This window comes from bacterium (assembly GCA_035559435.1).
Classification (GTDB): Bacteria; Zixibacteria; MSB-5A5; order WJJR01; family WJJR01; genus JACQFV01.
Genome location: DATMBC010000054.1, coordinates 39115 through 55589, shown reverse-complemented (window position 1 = coordinate 55589; position 16475 = coordinate 39115). Strand labels below are relative to the sequence as shown.

Sequence of the window (16475 nt, the reverse complement as noted above, 5' to 3'; positions counted from 1 at the left end):
GGAGAGGTCGCGCGCTTTTCACTCGGGTGTCTGGTGTTCGCCATGCGACCGCCACGGACGCGCGCCCTGTTTCCGCGATCGCCGTTACTGCTTCGAGGAGCTCGATGTGAACGCGGTCGCCGATGCCCTCTCTGCCGCATTGCGCCGCCAGATGGCGGCTGTGGACCGCGCCCAATGACGCACCCTCCGCCGCCCGCCGCCTTTCTGGATCGCGATGGCACCCTGATCGTGGAGCATGGCTTCCTCAGCGATCCCGCCGGTGTCGAGCCGCTGCCCGGCGCCATCGAAGCGGTGCGCCGTCTCAACCACTGGGGCGTGCGGGTGATTGGCGTGACCAATCAGTCGGGTGTGGCGCGCGGTTTCTTCGGCGAGGACACCGTACGCGCGGTCAACCGCCGTGTGATCGAGCTCTTCGCCGAAGGCGGCGCCGCCATCGATGCGATCTACTACTGTCCGCATTACCCGTTGCCCGGCCAGCCGCTCTGTTCCTGCCGCAAGCCCGCGCGTGGCATGATCGATCAGGCCGCCGCCGATTTTGACATCGATCTGGCACACTCGGTGGTGATCGGCGATCGCGCCTGCGATGTGCAATTGGGACAGGGGATCGGCGTCCCAGGCATTCTCGTGCTCACCGGGTACGGCGCACAGGAGCAACGCGCTTGGGGAGATGCCACGCCTCCCGATCACATTGCCGCATCGCCCTTGGACGCCGTGCATTGGTGGGGAATGCGGACCGGGCGTCTGCACGCCCCGCCGCGTTGACTCTGCCTCCGGCACGCGCTACATTGGCCTCTCGTCCCGTGGGGAACCCAATCAGGAGTCACCGATGAGCGTCTCGACCACCAGTCTGCCCGTGTCCTCCCGCCCGGCCATCTCGGTGCGCGCGCATGGCGTGCCGCCCTCGCCGATCCGCAAACTGGTCGGATTTGCCGAGCAGGCGAAGTCGCGCGGCGTGAAAGTCTACAACCTGAACATCGGCCAGCCCGACATCCCCACGCCGCCGCAGTTTTTCGAAGTCTTGCGCAATTTCAACGAGAAGGTGCTCGCCTACGGCCACTCCAAGGGACATGCCAGTCTGCTGAAGGCCTGGTCGAACTACTATCTGCGGCGCGGCCTGGATATTCACCCCGAACAGATTCAAATCACCACTGGCGGGTCGGAGGCGATTCACTTTGCGTTGACGTTGACCTGCGATCCGGGCGACAACGTCGTGACTTCCGAGCCGTTCTACACCAACTACTTCTCGCTGGCGCGCGCGGCCGGCGTCGAGTTGCGGCCGTTTGCCTCCGAACCGGCGCTCGGCTACTGCCTGCCCGCGCGCGCCGTGATCGAACAGGCCATCAACGAACGCACACGCGCCATCCTCATCTGCTCGCCCAACAACCCGACCGGCACCGTGCTCTCCCGCGATGAAATCGCCACCGTGGTGCAGATCGCCGAGGAGCACAACCTCTTCATCCTTTCCGATGAGGTCTATCGCGAGTTCTGCTACGGTCAGACCCATGTGTCGATCTGGCAGTATCCGCAGGCGGCCCACCGCGCGATCATGCTCGATTCGATCTCGAAACGCTTCTCCGCCTGCGGCGCGCGTGTCGGCGCGCTGGTCTCGCGCAACGAGGCGATCATGGACGGGGCCCTGCGGCTGGGTCAGGCGCGGCTGTGCACCGCCACGGTCGAGCAACTGGCGGCGGTGCATCTGATGGACCTCGATGACGCCTACTATACCGGCATCGCCCGCGAGTACCAGACGCGCCGCGATCTGGTGATCGAGCGGCTCGGCGCCATGCCGGGTGTGCGCTGCGAGACACCCGCCGGGGCCTTCTACCTGATGGCCACCCTGCCCATCGATGATGCCGACCGGTTCTGCCAGTGGATGCTCACCGACTTCAATCACAATGGCGAGACCGTGATGCTCGCCCCCGGGCCGGGATTCTATGCCACACCCGGACGCGGCACCAAGGAAGTGCGCATCGCCTATGTTTTGGAAAAGCCGGCGCTCGAGCAGGCCATGGCGGCCCTGGCGGCCGGACTGCGGGCCTATCCCAAGTAAGGCGGGCGCCATCCGCCATTACGGGGCAATACTCTTCCCCATCGGGCCATGAACATCCATCTTGGCATCGACATCGGCGGCACCTGGATCAAGTATGGCGCCATCGACGCCGAAGGGCATATCCTCTTCGCCGATCGTGCCCGCACCCGCGGCGCCGAAGGACAGCAGGCGACGCTCGATGGCATCGTCGGTTGCGCCCGCGCGCTCTGCGACTGGGCCCGGCGCGCCGGCCACACCCCCGTCTCCGCCGGCATCGGCTCTCCCGGCACGATCAATCCATCCACCCACAAGGTGCAACCGCCCACGCCGAACCTGACCACGATCATCGGCGTCAATCTGGCCGAGTTGGTCGAACACGACACCGGTCTGCCGACGGCCATCGACAACGATGCCAATTGCGCCGCGTGGGCCGAATACTGCTACGGCGCCGGACGCGGCATCGACAACCTGATCTGCGTCACCGTCGGTTCCGGCATCGGCAGCGGATTCATCGTCGACGGGAACATCTTCTCCGGCCCCAATGGCTCGGGCGGGGAGATGGGGCACATCACCCTCGACTATCGCGGCCCGCGCTGCCCCTGCGGCAATCATGGCTGCCTCGAATTGTATGCCTCCGCCAACGCGGTCATCCGCAAGGCGGCGGCCGCCGCCGACACGCAGTCCGATTCGGCTCTGGCCTCGCTGCGCGACGCGTCGGCCGACGGCATGACGCTGGCCATCCTCTTCGACGCATTCGCGCGGGGAGATGCGACCGCCCGGCAGATTCTGGTCGAATCGGCGCACCAACTGGCGATGGGAATTTTGAGCGCGGTTAATCTCTTTGATCCGGAGGCCGTGATCATCGGCGGGGGGATGGCCGACGCCGACCGCGACGGGTTCTGGCTGGGGCAGGTCGGCGAACGCATCCGCGCGCATGCCTTCTCCGTCGAGGCAAAAAACCTGCGCGTCGGCAAAGCGGCGCTGGGCAACGACGCCGGTTTCATCGGCGCGGCCGCCCTGGGGGCCTACGCGCTCGGCAAAAGCGGTTGATTCGGACCTCGTTGACGTATAATGTCCGGTCTGAGGCGCCGGATGTGATCCAGACGGCGCCTGTTTTGTGACCGGCCATGAAATCGCGCGGCAAGATCATCATCGTCCCGCTCGGCGATCTCGACTTCTACCAGGTCAACAAGCTCGCCGCCAATCTCTCCATCGCTTTTTCCGCCGGCGTCGACATCCTGCAGGGAGTCGAGGTGCCCGACGAGGCCGAGAATCAGGAACGTGGTCAGTTCTACGCCACCGTGATCCTGACCAAGCTGGAACTGATGCGCCAAAACGACAACGAGCGGATCCTCGGCCTGACCGAGGAGGATCTCTACATCCCGACCGTGCCGTTTGTCTACGGCGAGGCCGATCCGGTCTCCGGCTGCGCGGTGATGTCATTCTACCGCATGCGGCTTGAGTTTTACGGCATGGCCGAGGATGAAAAGCAGATCTTCTCGCGCGCGGTCAAAGAAGGCATCCACCTGGTCGGGCAATTGTTCCACCTTGCGGCCTGCAGCAACCCCCGCTGTGTGATGTACCGTTCGGCCTCGATGAGTGACACCGACGCCAAAGCCGAAAAATTCTGTGACAACTGCCAGCGCCGCCTGGTCCGCCACGGCGTCTGAGTCCCAACCGTATGACGGCTCCCGCTCCCTCCACCGGCCGGATTTGGGGATACCGGATCGGACGGCTCCTGCAGATTCTCGGCCTCGTGCTGGGGTTGGAGGGGCTTTTGGTCTACGGCGCCGAGCCCAGCGAGGGGCCGATGATCTATGCCACCCTGCTGGCGGTGGCCGTCTTCTATGCCGGCTGGCTCCTGGCCCGGCGATTTTCTCCCGTTTCGCCATCGAAAAAGTGATGGACAGCGCGCCCGCCGCTGTCTAAGCATCCGTGGGACGCGATCCGCCGCGGCGGATCGCCGCGCCGCGGAGGTGGCCGTGCGCGCGCCGTTTCGTCCTCGCGGAGCGCCTCCAGGGACCACGTCGCGTTCGTTTGTGCAAGCCGGGGCTCGCGGCTCCGCCGGAGCGTCGCGCTCCTACATCGTGTCTGGAGCATTTCCATGACCCTCGAACAGGTTCTCGAAAAACTGCGCAAGGACAGCCACGTCGAGCACTGGCACACCATCTCCGCCCGCAGCGGCGACTACCGCGACTATCCCGCATCGATCGACCCGCGGCTGGCCGATGCGTACCGTCGGCGGGGCGTGGCCAAGCTCTACCGCCATCAGGCCGAGGCGATCGACGCGGTCGAGCGCGGCGACAATGTGGTGGTCGTGACCCCGACCGCCTCCGGCAAGACCCTCTGCTACAACCTGCCGGTGCTCGACGCCATCCTCCGCGACCCGTCCGCCCGCGCTCTGTACCTGTTTCCGACCAAGGCGCTCTCGCAGGATCAACGCGCCGAGTTGGTCGAATTGACCGAGAGCGCCGGCATCGACATCAAGACCCACACGTTCGACGGCGACACGCCCTCGACCGCCCGTCGCGCCGTGCGCATCGCCGGGCAGATCGTCATCACCAACCCCGACATGCTGCACTCCGGCATTCTGCCCCACCACACCAAGTGGGTCAAACTCTTCGAAAACCTCCGCTATGTTGTCATCGATGAACTGCACCACTACCGCGGCGTCTTCGGCTCGCACCTGGGCAACGTAATCCGCCGCTTGCTGCGCATTGCCGCCTTCTACAACGCCGATCCGCAGTTCATCGCCTGCTCGGCCACCATCCACAATCCCGATGAACTGGCCGAACGGATCGTGGGCAGGAAGTTCGTCGTGGTTGACCGCAACGGCGCCCCGACCGCCGAAAAGCATGTCATCCTCTACAACCCGCCGCTGGTCAACGAGGCCCTCGGCATCCGTCGCTCCTCGCTGTCGGTGGCCAATAAGCTGGCCGCCGAGTTCCTGACGCACAACATTACCACCATCGTCTTTGCGCGCATGCGCCGGTCGGTCGAGGTCATCCTCACCTACCTGCGCGAGCACTTGGCGATGATCAAACGCAACCCGCATCTGGTGGTCGGCTACCGCGGCGGATATCTGCCCAATGAGCGCCGCCGCATCGAGGAGGGGCTGCGCCGCGGCTCAATCCGTGGCGTGGTCTCCACCAACGCCCTCGAGCTGGGCATCGATGTCGGCTCGCTGGATGTCGCGATCCTCTGCGGCTACCCCGGCACCCTGGCCTCGATGCGCCAGCAGATCGGACGCGCCGGGCGGCGGCAGGGGATATCGGCGGCGATCATGGTCGCCAACTCCTCGCCCGTCGACCAGTTCCTCATCCGCCACCCTGAGTATATCTTCGACCGCCCGGTCGAATCGGGAATTGTCGACCCGAACAATCTGGTCGTGCTGATGTCCCACCTGAAATGCGCCGCCTTCGAGCTGCCGTTCGGCGCCGATGCCAAATTCGGTGTCGACATGACCCAGCCGATGCTGGAGTACCTGCGCGAAAACCGGGTGCTGACCCAGTCGGGCGGACGCTACTTCTGGGCCTCCGACATCTATCCCGCCGGCGAGGTCTCCCTGCGCGCCGCCTCGCCGGAGAACTTCACCATCCACAACCGCTCCGACAAAAACCGCATCATCGGCGAGACCGACCTGTTCTCGGCGCCGGTCTTTCTGCATCCCGACGCCATTTACCTCCACGGCGCCGGGCAGTACCAGGTTAAGGACCTCGACTGGGAGGGACGACGCGCCTATGTCGAGGAAGTCAACGTCGACTACTTCACCGACGCCGAAACCAAGACTGACCTGAAGATCCTCACGGTCGAAAACGACCGCATCGCCCCCGACATGCGGCTGGGGCATGGCGAAGTGTCGCTGACCACCGTCGCCGTGCTGTTCAAGAAGATCCGTTTCCACACCCACGAAAACGTCGGCTCCGGCAAGATCAGTCTGCCCGAACTGGAGATGCACACCACCGCCTTCTGGGCCGATTTCCCCGCCGACATCGCCGCGAAACTGGGCTACCCGATCGGCAACCTGGGGGAGATCCTGCGCGCCGCCGCCAATGCGCTGGGGCAAATGGCCCCCCTGTGGGTGATGTCCGATCCGCGCGACCTCGGCGCGCTCTCGCAGGTGCGCGCACCGCATTCCGGGCTGCCGACGATTTACCTCTACGACAACGTCCCCGGCGGCGTCGGCTTTTCGCAAAAGATTTTCGAGATGGCCTCCGACCTCTTCTCCGAGACCGCCCGGCTGATCCGCGAATGCTCCTGCCAGAGCGGCTGCCCCGCCTGTGTCGGTCCGGAAATGGAAATCGGCCGCATCGGCAAAAGAGGCGCCGCCGACCTGCTGGAGTTCGCGGCCAAATCGGCGACGCTGGAGACACGCCCGCGCGTCAACGAACCGGTGGCGCAGCTTGATGGGGAAGAGGGTGGGATTGATTAATCGTTTCACTCTGACTCGCTGACTGATTGCAGTGAGGACCACGAATGTATCGCAGGGGACAGGTGTGGCACCAACGATGAAACCCTTCCGATTCACTCCCGCCTTGATTGCGCTTGTACTAGCCGGAATGATCGCTTTCACGTTCGAGACGTGGCTCTTCTCAGGGGCCGTTCCGGGTTTAACTGCAAACGTGGTTTTGCTCGTAACGGCGATTCTGTTCTTGGTCCAACTCCGCGAATCCTACGAGACTCGCAGGGTGCTAATTGAGCAATGTCACGACCGTGATCGACCGCGCATCTCGTTTCAATTGACTTCCGAGATGCGGAATGGGGAGTCCTTCTTTGCTGTCTTGAATCGCGGGACGCGTCACGTTGAGGCGCGCGTAGTTCTGAAATTGACTATGTCCAACGGTGGCATGAGAGAGGAAAGCTACGGCAAGGGTCTTCACGGAGGGACACAATCCTGGATCATTCAGTTCGGAGAGGTCAAAACGGGTCACTTCTGACTCGTCGACCTAGCTTTTGATCTAGATGGCACTCCTCGTGATAGAGTCACACAGCTAGTTGGCGACCGGAGGCCTTGTGATTTACGACTGACCGTTTCCGTGATGGCTCGGAATCTCGAGGCGGGTCCGGATGAATGGGAGTCTATGCCGGACTACAATTGGATCCTCAAGCGTGACTACCGCGAATGGACTACCGATCACACCTTCGGTCATAGTCCAGTCACGGACTGAACGGCAAACACAGGTCGATTTCGGGGTCCAGCTCCGATCCGCCTACGCTGTCAAATCCTACCAAAACGGGGTTGACTGAACCCCTTGCCCGCTTGATACTTGAGGCCTGCCGCAACGCCCGCCGGGCGTTTTTGTTTGGCGGGTTTTGTGAAAAGATTCCCTTAGGGAATCCGACGGGCTGACCACCGATGCTGAGTCTGATCGTCTTCTGGGTTGCCGCTCTTGTGGCCATCGCCGCCGCCGTGCGCGTCATCACCGTGCGCAACCCGATCACCTGCGTCCTCCACCTGATTGTCACCCTCGTCGCGCTGGCCGTCCTCTTCCTGCAATTGTCGGCGGAGTTTATCGCCATTCTCCAGATTATCATCTACGCCGGCGCCATCATGGTGTTGTTCCTGTTCATCGTGATGATGCTCAACCTGAAACGCGATGAGTTCGGGCCCAATCCGCTGCGCGGCATCCGCGTCTTCGGCGGGATACTGGGCGCCACCTTCCTTGCAGAGCTCTTCGTCCTCTTCGGCGGCGTCGATGCGGTTGTCGGCCCGGCGCCTGAGGGATTTGGCAGCGTCACTGCCATCGGCAAGGCGCTGTTCGGCGGATACCTGTTTGCGTTCGAACTGACGTCGATTCTGCTACTGGCCGCCGCGCTGGCGGTGATGGTGGTGGCGCGTCCGCGCCGCGACGGCGAGGTCGAGGGATAACCGATGCTGCCCGTGCCGCTGGAACATTACCTCATCGTCGCCGGGATTCTCTTCACTCTCGGCGTGGTCGGCGTGATGGTCCGCCGCAACGCCATCGTCACCCTGATGAGTGTCGAGTTGATGCTCAACGCCGCCAATCTGCTGCTGGTCGTCTTTGCCCGCGTCCACCATGACATCGGCGGGCAGGCGATGGTCTTTTTTGTGCTGACCGTGGCGGCCGCCGAAGCCGCGGTCGGGCTGGCAATCCTGGTTGCGGTCTACCGGCGCAAACGGTCGGTCGATGTGGATGGATTGAACATGCTGAAAGGGTGACGCGCGCGGGTCCCCTCACCCGCCTGGCCCGCTGGGCCAGGCGACCTCTCCCGGAGGGAGAGGTGAACAAGCGGAGTGGGGATTGGTAGTTCGCGGAAACGGGGGATAGGAAATAGGCTGAACATGCTAACAGAGTGATGGTGGTGGTTCCCCTCACCCGTTCTGCCCGCGGTAAAACGACCTCTCCCGAAGGGAGAGGTGAACAAGCAACGAAGTGTTTGGCTACTTTAGTGATCAGGGGATCGGAAGTTCAGAAGTTCGAGAGAGCAGCGATCAGGAGAGATGGGAAGCAGGATTACTGACAAGTTAGAGACTGGAAATCACCGGAACGACAGAACGATTTGAACGATGTCATGACGCAGAATCGACGAGCTGAGTTCGCTGAATTGCGCGACGGCCGGGGCGCAAGTCCGTTCACCTCCCCCTCAGGGGGAGGTCGTTTTGCCGCAGGCAAAACGGGTGAGGGGACCCGCCGGAACCGCGAGAGACACCCCTAAGACTCATGCTATCGCTTGTCTGGACCATACCGCTCTGGCCGCTGGCCGGGTTCCTCCTTAACGGCTTCTTCGGCCGTAAGTGGGGGAAAGGCCCCGCGGGCGTGGTGGCCTGCGCCGGCGTGCTCGCCTCCTTTGTCATCGCGCTGGGATCGTTTTTCGCCCTCCTCGGCTATCCCGGGCGCCAGTTCCAGGTCATGCCCTTCGAATGGATCGGCGTTGATGGTTTCTCGGCGGCGTTCGGATTCCTGTTTGATCCGCTCTCGGCGGTCATGGCGTTGGTGGTCAGCGGCGTCGGCTTCCTCATCCATGTCTATTCGGTCGGGTACATGGCGCATGACCCCGACCAGCCGCGGTACTTCGCCTTCCTCAACCTCTTTGTCTTCTTCATGCTGGTGCTGGTCCTGGCCGGAAACTTCCTGCTGCTCTACGTCGGCTGGGAAGGGGTGGGGCTTTGCTCGTATCTGCTGATCGGTTTCTGGTACAAACGTCCCTCGGCGGCCAGGGCGGGGATGAAGGCGTTTGTCGTCAACCGCATCGGCGATTTCGGTTTTGCCATCGCCATCTTTCTGATCTTCCGCTCGTTCGGCACCGTCAATTATCTCGAGGTCTTTGAGAAGGCCCCGGCGATGGCCGCGGGGCTCGGCGGCACGCTGACCGCGATCGGGCTGTTGCTCTTCCTCGGCGCCACCGGCAAGTCGGCCCAGATCCCGCTTTATGTCTGGCTTCCGGACGCGATGGAGGGCCCGACGCCGGTCTCGGCGCTCATCCATGCCGCCACCATGGTCACCGCCGGTGTCTACATGGTCGCGCGTTGTTCAACGTTGTTCGCGCTGGCCCCGGTCACGCTGATCGTGGTCGCCGTCATCGGCGCCGCCACCGCGCTTTTTGCCGCGACCATGGCGTTGGTGCAAAACGACATCAAGAAGGTCCTGGCCTATTCAACCATCTCGCAGTTGGGTTACATGTTCCTCGCTCTCGGCGTCGGCGCTTTCGCCGCCGGGATCTTTCACCTGATGACCCATGCCTTCTTCAAGGCGCTGCTGTTCCTCGGCGCCGGCAGCGTCATCCATGCCATGTCCGACGAGCAGGACCTGCGCAAGATGGGCGGGCTGAAAAAGCACATGCCGACCACCTACTGGACCTTTGTCGTGGCGGCGCTGGCGATCGCCGGGGTGCCCCCGCTGGCCGGATTCGTTTCGAAGGATGAGATCCTCTGGAAGTCGTTCGCCTCACCCATCGGCCACTGGTTGCTGTGGGCGGTCGGTTCGCTCACCGCGCTCTTGACCGCGTTCTACATGTTCCGTCTGGTCTTCATGGCCTTCCATGGCCAGTCGCGTTTCGGCCATGAAGTCCATCCCCACGAATCGCCACGCGCGATGACGCTGCCCTTGTCGATTCTCGGCGTGCTCTCGATCATCGGCGGCTGGATCGGCTGGCCGGCGGCGCTCGGCGGCGGCGCCTGGTTCGAGCATTTCCTCGCGCCGGTCTTTACATTCGCCGAGGAGACACTCCACCTCGAGACACATGCCTCCCACGCCGTCGAGTATGGACTGATGGCCTTTTCCGTCCTGATCGCCCTGGCCGGCATCGGCTGGGCGTATGCCTGGTATGTGAAAGCGCCGGACAAGGCCGAGGCGCTGCGCCAGAAATTCCCCGGACTTTACAACCTGCTTCTGAACAAGTACTGGATCGATGAACTCTATGAGGCCGTGGTGGTCAATCCGCTGGTGAAGATCTCCACGGCGGTTTACCGCTACTTCGACCTCGGCGTGGTCGATGGCGCGGCCAATGGTCTGGCGGCCGGCGCGCAGAATGCCGCCGCCGGCGGGGTGAAGTTGTCCACCGGACGGTTCCGCTGGGGGATTCTGACCTTCATCCTGGGTTGTGTGGTCGCGGTTGGCTGGGCGCTGTGGGCCTTCCTGCAGGGAATGGTGGGCGCATAATGGGTCTGCTCTCGTTCCTCATCTTCTGGCCCGCCGTCGCTGGCATCGCCCTGCTTCTCTGGCCGCGCGATGAGGGGAAGGAACTGGGGATTGTCGCCGCGATTGCCTCGGCCGTCGAACTGGTTGCGTCGCTTTGGCTCTGGTTCGGCTTTGTCCCCGGCGGCGGATTCCAGTTCGTCGAAAAGGCGGCCTGGATCCCCCGCTTCGGCATCAATTACGCCCTCGGGCTCGATGGCATCTCGCTGCTTTTGGTCCTGCTCACCACGCTTCTGACCATCATCGCGGTGGTCTCGTCGTTTACCGGCATCAAGCAGGGCAGACGCGGCTACTATGCTTCGCTTCTGTTCCTCGAGACCGGCGTGATCGGCGCCTTCTGCGCCACCGATGTCTTCCTCTTCTATATCTTCTGGGAGGCGATGCTGATCCCGATGTACTTCCTGATCGGCATCTGGGGCGGGGAACGTCGCATCTACGCCACCGTCAAGTTCGTGCTCTACACCATGGTCGGATCGCTGCTGATGCTGGTGGCCATTCTCTGGACTTACCAGTACAGCAACGCCGGCGGCAATGGCACCTTCGACCTGTTCGCCTGGTATCAACTCAACATTCCCGCCGGCGCACAGCTCTGGCTCTTCGCTGCCTTTGCGCTCGCGTTTGCCATCAAGGTGCCGATGTTTCCGTTCCACACCTGGCTGCCCGATGCGCATGTGCAGGCGCCCGCCGCCGGATCGGTCATGCTGGCCGGTGTGCTGCTGAAACTGGGCACCTATGGCTTCATGCGTTTCGCCATGCCGCTGTTCCCCGACGGGTATGCGGTATTGGCCGACACCATCCGCGTGCTGGCGGTGATCGGCATCGTCTATGGCGCGGCGATGACCCTGATCCAGTCCGATGTCAAGAGTCTGGTGGCCTATTCCTCGGTCTCGCACCTCGGCTTTGTGATGCTTGGGCTGGCCTCGCTCAATCTGATCGGCGCCTCCGGCGCGCTGTTGCAGCAGATCAATCATGGCATCTCGACCGGCGCGCTCTTTTTGCTCATCGGGATGATCTATGAGCGCCGTCATACCCGTCAGATCGCCGACTATGGCGGCATCTTCGCCACCGTGCCGGTCTTCACCATCATCTTCCTGATCGTGACGTTGTCCTCGATCGGTCTGCCGGGCACCAACGGTTTCGTCGGCGAGTTTCTGATTCTCCTGGGCGCCTTCCAGACCAGCCCGGCCGCGGCGATCATCTCGACCACCGCCGTGATTCTCGCCGCCGGCTACATGCTCTGGCTGGTGCGACGGGTCTTCTTTGGTCCGCTCACTCATCCGGAGAATGAGAAGATTCTCGACCTCGACCGCCGCGAGCTGGCGGTGGTCATCCCGCTTGTGGCGCTGATCATCTGGATCGGCGTCTACCCGAAGCCCTTCCTGGCGCGCATTGAACCGGACTTGAAGACCTGGGTCGAACAGGTGAAGCCGCCGCAATATGGCGCTCCGGCCGACCCGTCCGAGTCATTCACCCTGCCGGCCGCGGAGGTGACGCGATGAATTGGGCCGCGATCGCCCCCGAAATCATCCTCTGTCTGGGCGTGTTCGTGGTGATGCTGCTCGATGTCACCTCGAAGGGGAAGTTCAACGCCGGCTGGCTGGCGGCCTTCGTGATTTTCGCCGCCGCCGTCAGCGTCGCGCTGCAGTTTGAGAACATCGAAGTCGGTTTCTCCGGCATGGTCCTCGCCGACCGTTTTGCCCACATGATCCGTCTGGTGATCTGCACCGGCGCGCTGCTGGCCACGCTCACCGCCGCCGGCTCCTGGAAGGCCAAAGGCGCCAACACGATCTTCGGCGTCGATTATTTCGCCCTGCTGCTGCTGTCGGTGATCGGCATGGACTTGCTGGTCACCGGCGCCCACATGGCGGTCCTGTTCATCGCCCTCGAAATCCTCTCGCTGCCGCTGTATGCCATGGCCGCGGGGCATGGCAAACATGATGAGCATGTCGAGGCGGGCGCGAAGTATTTCCTCAATGGCGCCTTTGCCTCCGGCATCCTGCTTTTTGGCATCGCGCTGGTCTATGGCGCCACCGGCAGTTTCAATCTCGAGCAGATCGGCCGGGCGATCGCGCAGGGCGACGCTCACGGTCTGCTGGTCTGGATCGGCGGAATCCTGATTGCGATCGGCTTCCTCTTCAAGATTGCCGCGGCGCCGTTCCATGCCTGGGCGCCCGATGTCTACGCCGGCGCGCCCACACCCACCGTTGCCTTCTATTCCGCCGCGCCCAAGGCGGCGGCGGTCGGGTTGCTTCTGCGTCTCACGCTCTCCGTGTTCGCCGACATTCCGATGGAGTCGTTTCTCTGGGGGATCGCCTGGCTGTCGATGCTGGTCGGCAATCTCCTGGCCTTGCGCCAGCATGATCTGAAACGCCTGCTCGCCTATTCCGGCATTGCCCACATGGGCTATGCCCTGGTCGGCCTCGCTGCTGGAGGGTCCAGCGCGGTCGGGGCCGTGAGTTTCTATCTGCTCGGGTATGCCGGAATGTCGGTGGGCGGCTTCGCCGTGCTCTGCGCCATCAGCCATGGTGGTGTGAGCGCCACGCTGGAGAATGTCGCCGGCCTCGGCAAACGCCACCCGGCGCTGGCGGCGGTCCTTTCGATCTTCATGTTCGCGCTGGCGGGCATACCGCCGACCGTCGGCTTTGCCGGCAAGTTCGTCGTCTTCTCCGAAGCTGTGCGCGCCGATCTGGTCGGCCTGGTCATCTGGGCAGTCCTGTTCTCGGCGTTGTCGGTCTACTACTACCTGCGCGTGGTGGTGGCGATGTGGATGTGGCCTCCGACCGAAGAGTCGGCTGCCATCGATCCGCCCGCCTCGCTGCGCCCCGCCCTCTGGCTGGCCACACTGGTCACGATGATCCCCGGCCTGTATCCGCAACCCTTCCTGGACCTGGCCGGCAGTTCGCTCTTCTGGCTGCTGTAGAGCACAAGCGTTACTTCGATCCGGGCAAAGGTTGGCCTGTGGACAAAAAGTGAACAGTTGTGCACATTTTTATCTTGACAGCCCGGGGGGATCTCCGAATCATGCTCCTGTGCGCATTGTCCGCGCATGGGAAGGAGGAAACTAGGATTTCGGTCTTGGTTTTCGGTCTGGTGCATGGTGCCCGACACTTAGGTGTCGCTTAATGAAGAGGCTTCTGCCTCCCTCTCCGTTTCGTGCGGGAGAGGCGCGATGACCCCGGGCAGGATGTCGCGATGCCTTTACGCTCGTCGGTCATTGTTCGCGGCGTGGGAAGTGGCGCGTTGGCGAGCTAGTTAAAAGGAGGCTGCACAGCGATTTCGTTGTGTGGCTCAGTTAAACGTCACCATGTAACCAGGAGGTATGATGCGCAATAAGCGTCGGAAGCCAGGCCGTGGGAGGGTCACTGCAACTCGTCATCTCAATTCTCTGATCGACGAGTTGATGCGAATCGCACGCGAAGCAGAACAGTCGGACTCTGCCATGCTGGTAGATCTCAAACGCTCGATCAAGAAGGCGAAGGCGATTCGACGAGTCATAGACGCGGGCGTGACGCCCGCGATGGTCGTCGAAGCCATCGTCTACATTGGAAGATTGGCCAAGAGAATCTACTCCTTCTTTAACTACCGATTCGCGGTTGTGTAGATAGATGGATGTCGGGCTACTAGTCAGGATGCTGCGGGAGGCAGAGCGTCTATCCCAGCAGACATTGGCCAAGAGGCTCGGAGTTTCACGAACGTATCTCTCGCAGATCGAGCGAGGAGCGCGTGATCCCGGCTTCGCGTTGTTGAAGAAACTCTCCAAGGAGCTACGCATTCCGCTCCCATTGCTCGTGTTGCAGGACACTGAAAGCGAGAATCAAGAGGTCATCGCCGAGCTCCGGGCAATCCTAGGAACACTTCTAGCGGCAAGAGTGTCGCGAAAGCTCGACAAGAGATGATTAAGTCCGGTCTGAACATTCGGTCCGTCAAGCATCTTTGTATGCGGCTTCGTACCTCAGAGCGCGAGCTGACCTCAATCATGAGTGATCCGAGTCGATTTTATCGATTTCGAGAAATCAGCAAAGACGGAAAAATCCGAATCGTCGCTAGGATATACGGGCCGCTCCGGGTAATACAGGATCGTCTGCAAGACGAGTTGCGGCGTCTGCAGTATCCAGTAGAGTTGCAGGGAGGGTTCCGCGGCAGATCGAATGTGTCCAATGCAAATATCCACTTGCGGCCGGCCGCAATCCTCAAGTCCGACATTTCCAATTTTTATCCCAGTGTCTCGAACGCGAAAGTCTATCGAGTGTTCTGTAATGTCTTGGGTTGCAGCCCCGCGGTCTCCCGCATTTTGACACGCCTTTGCACTTTGAATGGCGCGCTGCCTCAGGGGGCTCCCACGAGTTCAATTCTCGCTGGCCTCGCCTCCATGAACCTTCTTAGACGCGCGCGGAAACTCGCACAGACGCACCGCGCGAGGTTTTCGCTCTATGTGGATGACCTCACTCTCTCAGGTCCCAAACATGTGACGCAACTTGAATCGCTTGTTTGCCGCATGATTGAGCAATCCGGCTTCCGGCCAAACAGGGGCAAGACGTATGGAGTCCAAGTTGGAGAATTCGTAGTAACAGGTGTCAGGATTGAGAAGCAAATAGACTGTCCTTCGAAGAAGCTCCGCGAAATAGATATCGAAATCGATAAAGTGCGTACGGACAACCACTCGCCAAGACAGGTGCGTTCACTGGAAGGCAAGATTCGGTACGTGACCGGACTAAACCGAGGTGCGGCAAACCTCCGAGCGCGACGACTACGCAGAAGGTTGAGGAAGTTGCGACAGGAGCCACGGTGAGTCCGGCGTTGAGTGTTTCCTGTATGTACAGTTCTCTGAGGGGTTGACAAGCCCACCCGCTACGTCCGGAAGAAGTAATCGTCGTACTGCGATCCGGAATCGTCCTTCGTCAGCGGCTCGAATGTGTCGCCGTGCCAGATGAGCATGCAACGCGTGCAGACCCACACATGCTCGCGCGCCTGCAGTTTCTCCTGACAGCGGGGGCACGTCCGCAGACGTTTGCCATTGGAGGCGCGTCGCCTAAACCACATGGTGTCACCGCGCTTTCACCAGCATCACCAGCGTGGTCACGCCGATGAACACCGGAAAGGTCTGCATGGGGGAGATCGACGGCGCCAGCGTCAAGCCGGCAATCGACAGCAGCGCCGACGGGACCAGCACCCATTTGGCCAGGTTGTAGACGAGTTTGGTGGCGTAGGTCACGATGATCAGGACGACCAGCGCGCTGAACGCCCAGAAGGCGTACTGCCCGATCTCGCCCAGGTGGGCTACGATGAACGCGTTCAGATCGCCCCAGCGATCGGCGAGCCGCTCGACGAACTCCGTCATCGACGCGAAGATCGTCATCACCAGTCCGCCCGCCCCGCTCATCGTTGCTCCCTGTGCGATTTACACGACTTCGGTTCCCACCGGCTCGATCGTCAACGACGACTCGCCGACTTCCGAAAGCCCGTTCATCCGCGAAGTGAGAAAATTCCGCGACGTGATCCACTTCTGCGAGAAGCCCATGACCTGTTCGCGCGTCGCGTCGTCCTGCCAATCCAGCGTCAGACTGTCGATATGCTCGCCATGCACCACCAGGTCTTCCATGGTCAGGATGTAACGGACCCTCATCATCGTCGCTCCCGTCGCCCTCGTAGGCGCAGCGTCTCCGGACTGCGAAATCGCAATCCCGATGCCGGATTTGCGGTGCGAGGAGCCGCGTAGGGTGATGATATGGAAGCGGTTGTGAGATAATGCAATATGCGGACCAGTGAAAGTCCGGTATTATGCTATCCGC

General features: G+C 62.1%; 17 protein-coding genes. 13 read left to right on the top strand and 4 right to left on the bottom strand.

Annotated elements, in window-relative coordinates; all coding sequences use genetic code 11:
* Positions 1 to 174 precede the first annotated feature (174 nt).
* The 6 genes from VNN55_06290 (at position 175) to VNN55_06265 (ending at position 6461) form a co-directional block, all read left to right on the top strand.
* On the top strand, positions 175 to 762 hold the full coding sequence (locus VNN55_06290; protein HWO57158.1) for an HAD family hydrolase: 588 nt from the start codon (positions 175 to 177) through the stop codon (positions 760 to 762).
* Between the two features lie 64 nt (positions 763 to 826).
* Complete coding sequence (locus tag VNN55_06285) at positions 827 to 2050, top strand: pyridoxal phosphate-dependent aminotransferase (GenBank protein ID HWO57157.1); 1224 nt, start codon at positions 827 to 829, stop codon at positions 2048 to 2050.
* 48 nt (positions 2051 to 2098) lie between these two features.
* A complete protein-coding gene (locus VNN55_06280) occupies positions 2099 to 3079 on the top strand; it encodes an ROK family protein (GenBank protein HWO57156.1) in 981 nt (326 codons plus the stop codon).
* 77 nt (positions 3080 to 3156) lie between these two features.
* On the top strand, positions 3157 to 3699 hold the full coding sequence (locus VNN55_06275) for an archaemetzincin family Zn-dependent metalloprotease (protein ID HWO57155.1): 543 nt from the start codon (positions 3157 to 3159) through the stop codon (positions 3697 to 3699).
* Positions 3700 to 3710: 11 nt separating this feature from the next.
* On the top strand, positions 3711 to 3932 hold the full coding sequence (locus tag VNN55_06270; GenBank protein ID HWO57154.1) for a hypothetical protein: 222 nt from the start codon (positions 3711 to 3713) through the stop codon (positions 3930 to 3932).
* A 201-nt stretch (positions 3933 to 4133) separates the two neighbouring features.
* Positions 4134 to 6461 carry a DEAD/DEAH box helicase gene (locus tag VNN55_06265; GenBank protein ID HWO57153.1) on the top strand — a complete coding sequence of 776 codons (2328 nt, stop codon included), beginning with the start codon at positions 4134 to 4136 and terminating at the stop codon, positions 6459 to 6461.
* A gap of 259 nt (positions 6462 to 6720) precedes the next feature.
* Here VNN55_06265 and VNN55_06260 read toward each other — a convergent pair whose 3' ends face one another.
* Positions 6721 to 6960 (bottom strand): hypothetical protein, encoded by a 240-nt coding sequence (locus tag VNN55_06260; GenBank protein HWO57152.1) that lies wholly within the window; start codon positions 6958 to 6960, stop codon positions 6721 to 6723.
* Positions 6961 to 7385: 425 nt separating this feature from the next.
* Here VNN55_06260 and VNN55_06255 point away from each other — a divergent pair, with 425 nt between their 5' ends.
* The 7 genes from VNN55_06255 (at position 7386) to VNN55_06225 (ending at position 14582) form a co-directional block, all read left to right on the top strand.
* Complete coding sequence (locus tag VNN55_06255) at positions 7386 to 7898, top strand: NADH-quinone oxidoreductase subunit J (GenBank protein HWO57151.1); 513 nt, start codon at positions 7386 to 7388, stop codon at positions 7896 to 7898.
* Positions 7899 to 7901: 3 nt separating this feature from the next.
* On the top strand, positions 7902 to 8210 hold the full coding sequence (gene nuoK / locus VNN55_06250; protein ID HWO57150.1) for an NADH-quinone oxidoreductase subunit NuoK: 309 nt from the start codon (positions 7902 to 7904) through the stop codon (positions 8208 to 8210).
* 502 nt (positions 8211 to 8712) lie between these two features.
* Positions 8713 to 10650: an NADH-quinone oxidoreductase subunit L gene (nuoL, locus tag VNN55_06245; GenBank protein HWO57149.1), complete on the top strand. Its 1938-nt coding sequence runs from the start codon at positions 8713 to 8715 to the stop codon at positions 10648 to 10650.
* Entirely contained in the window at positions 10650 to 12185 is a 1536-nt protein-coding gene (locus VNN55_06240; GenBank protein ID HWO57148.1) for an NADH-quinone oxidoreductase subunit M, read from the top strand. The genes nuoL and VNN55_06240 overlap by 1 nt, the downstream gene beginning before the upstream one ends.
* Positions 12182 to 13606, top strand: a complete 1425-nt coding sequence (locus VNN55_06235; GenBank protein HWO57147.1) for an NADH-quinone oxidoreductase subunit N — start codon at positions 12182 to 12184, stop codon at positions 13604 to 13606. The genes VNN55_06240 and VNN55_06235 overlap by 4 nt, the downstream gene beginning before the upstream one ends.
* 402 nt (positions 13607 to 14008) lie before the next feature.
* Complete coding sequence (locus tag VNN55_06230; protein HWO57146.1) at positions 14009 to 14287, top strand: hypothetical protein; 279 nt, start codon at positions 14009 to 14011, stop codon at positions 14285 to 14287.
* A 4-nt stretch (positions 14288 to 14291) separates the two neighbouring features.
* Positions 14292 to 14582, top strand: a complete 291-nt coding sequence (locus tag VNN55_06225) for a helix-turn-helix transcriptional regulator (protein HWO57145.1) — start codon at positions 14292 to 14294, stop codon at positions 14580 to 14582.
* Between the two features lie 952 nt (positions 14583 to 15534).
* Here the strand turns inward: VNN55_06225 and VNN55_06220 are convergent.
* From VNN55_06220 to VNN55_06210, 3 genes are read right to left on the bottom strand one after another with little or no spacing between them, the layout of a single operon-like run.
* On the bottom strand, positions 15535 to 15726 hold the full coding sequence (locus tag VNN55_06220) for a hypothetical protein (protein ID HWO57144.1): 192 nt from the start codon (positions 15724 to 15726) through the stop codon (positions 15535 to 15537).
* Between the two features lie 4 nt (positions 15727 to 15730).
* Positions 15731 to 16066 (bottom strand): hypothetical protein, encoded by a 336-nt coding sequence (locus VNN55_06215; GenBank protein ID HWO57143.1) that lies wholly within the window; start codon positions 16064 to 16066, stop codon positions 15731 to 15733.
* A gap of 18 nt (positions 16067 to 16084) precedes the next feature.
* Positions 16085 to 16312, bottom strand: a complete 228-nt coding sequence (locus tag VNN55_06210) for a hypothetical protein (protein ID HWO57142.1) — start codon at positions 16310 to 16312, stop codon at positions 16085 to 16087.
* Positions 16313 to 16475: the final 163 nt, after the last annotated feature.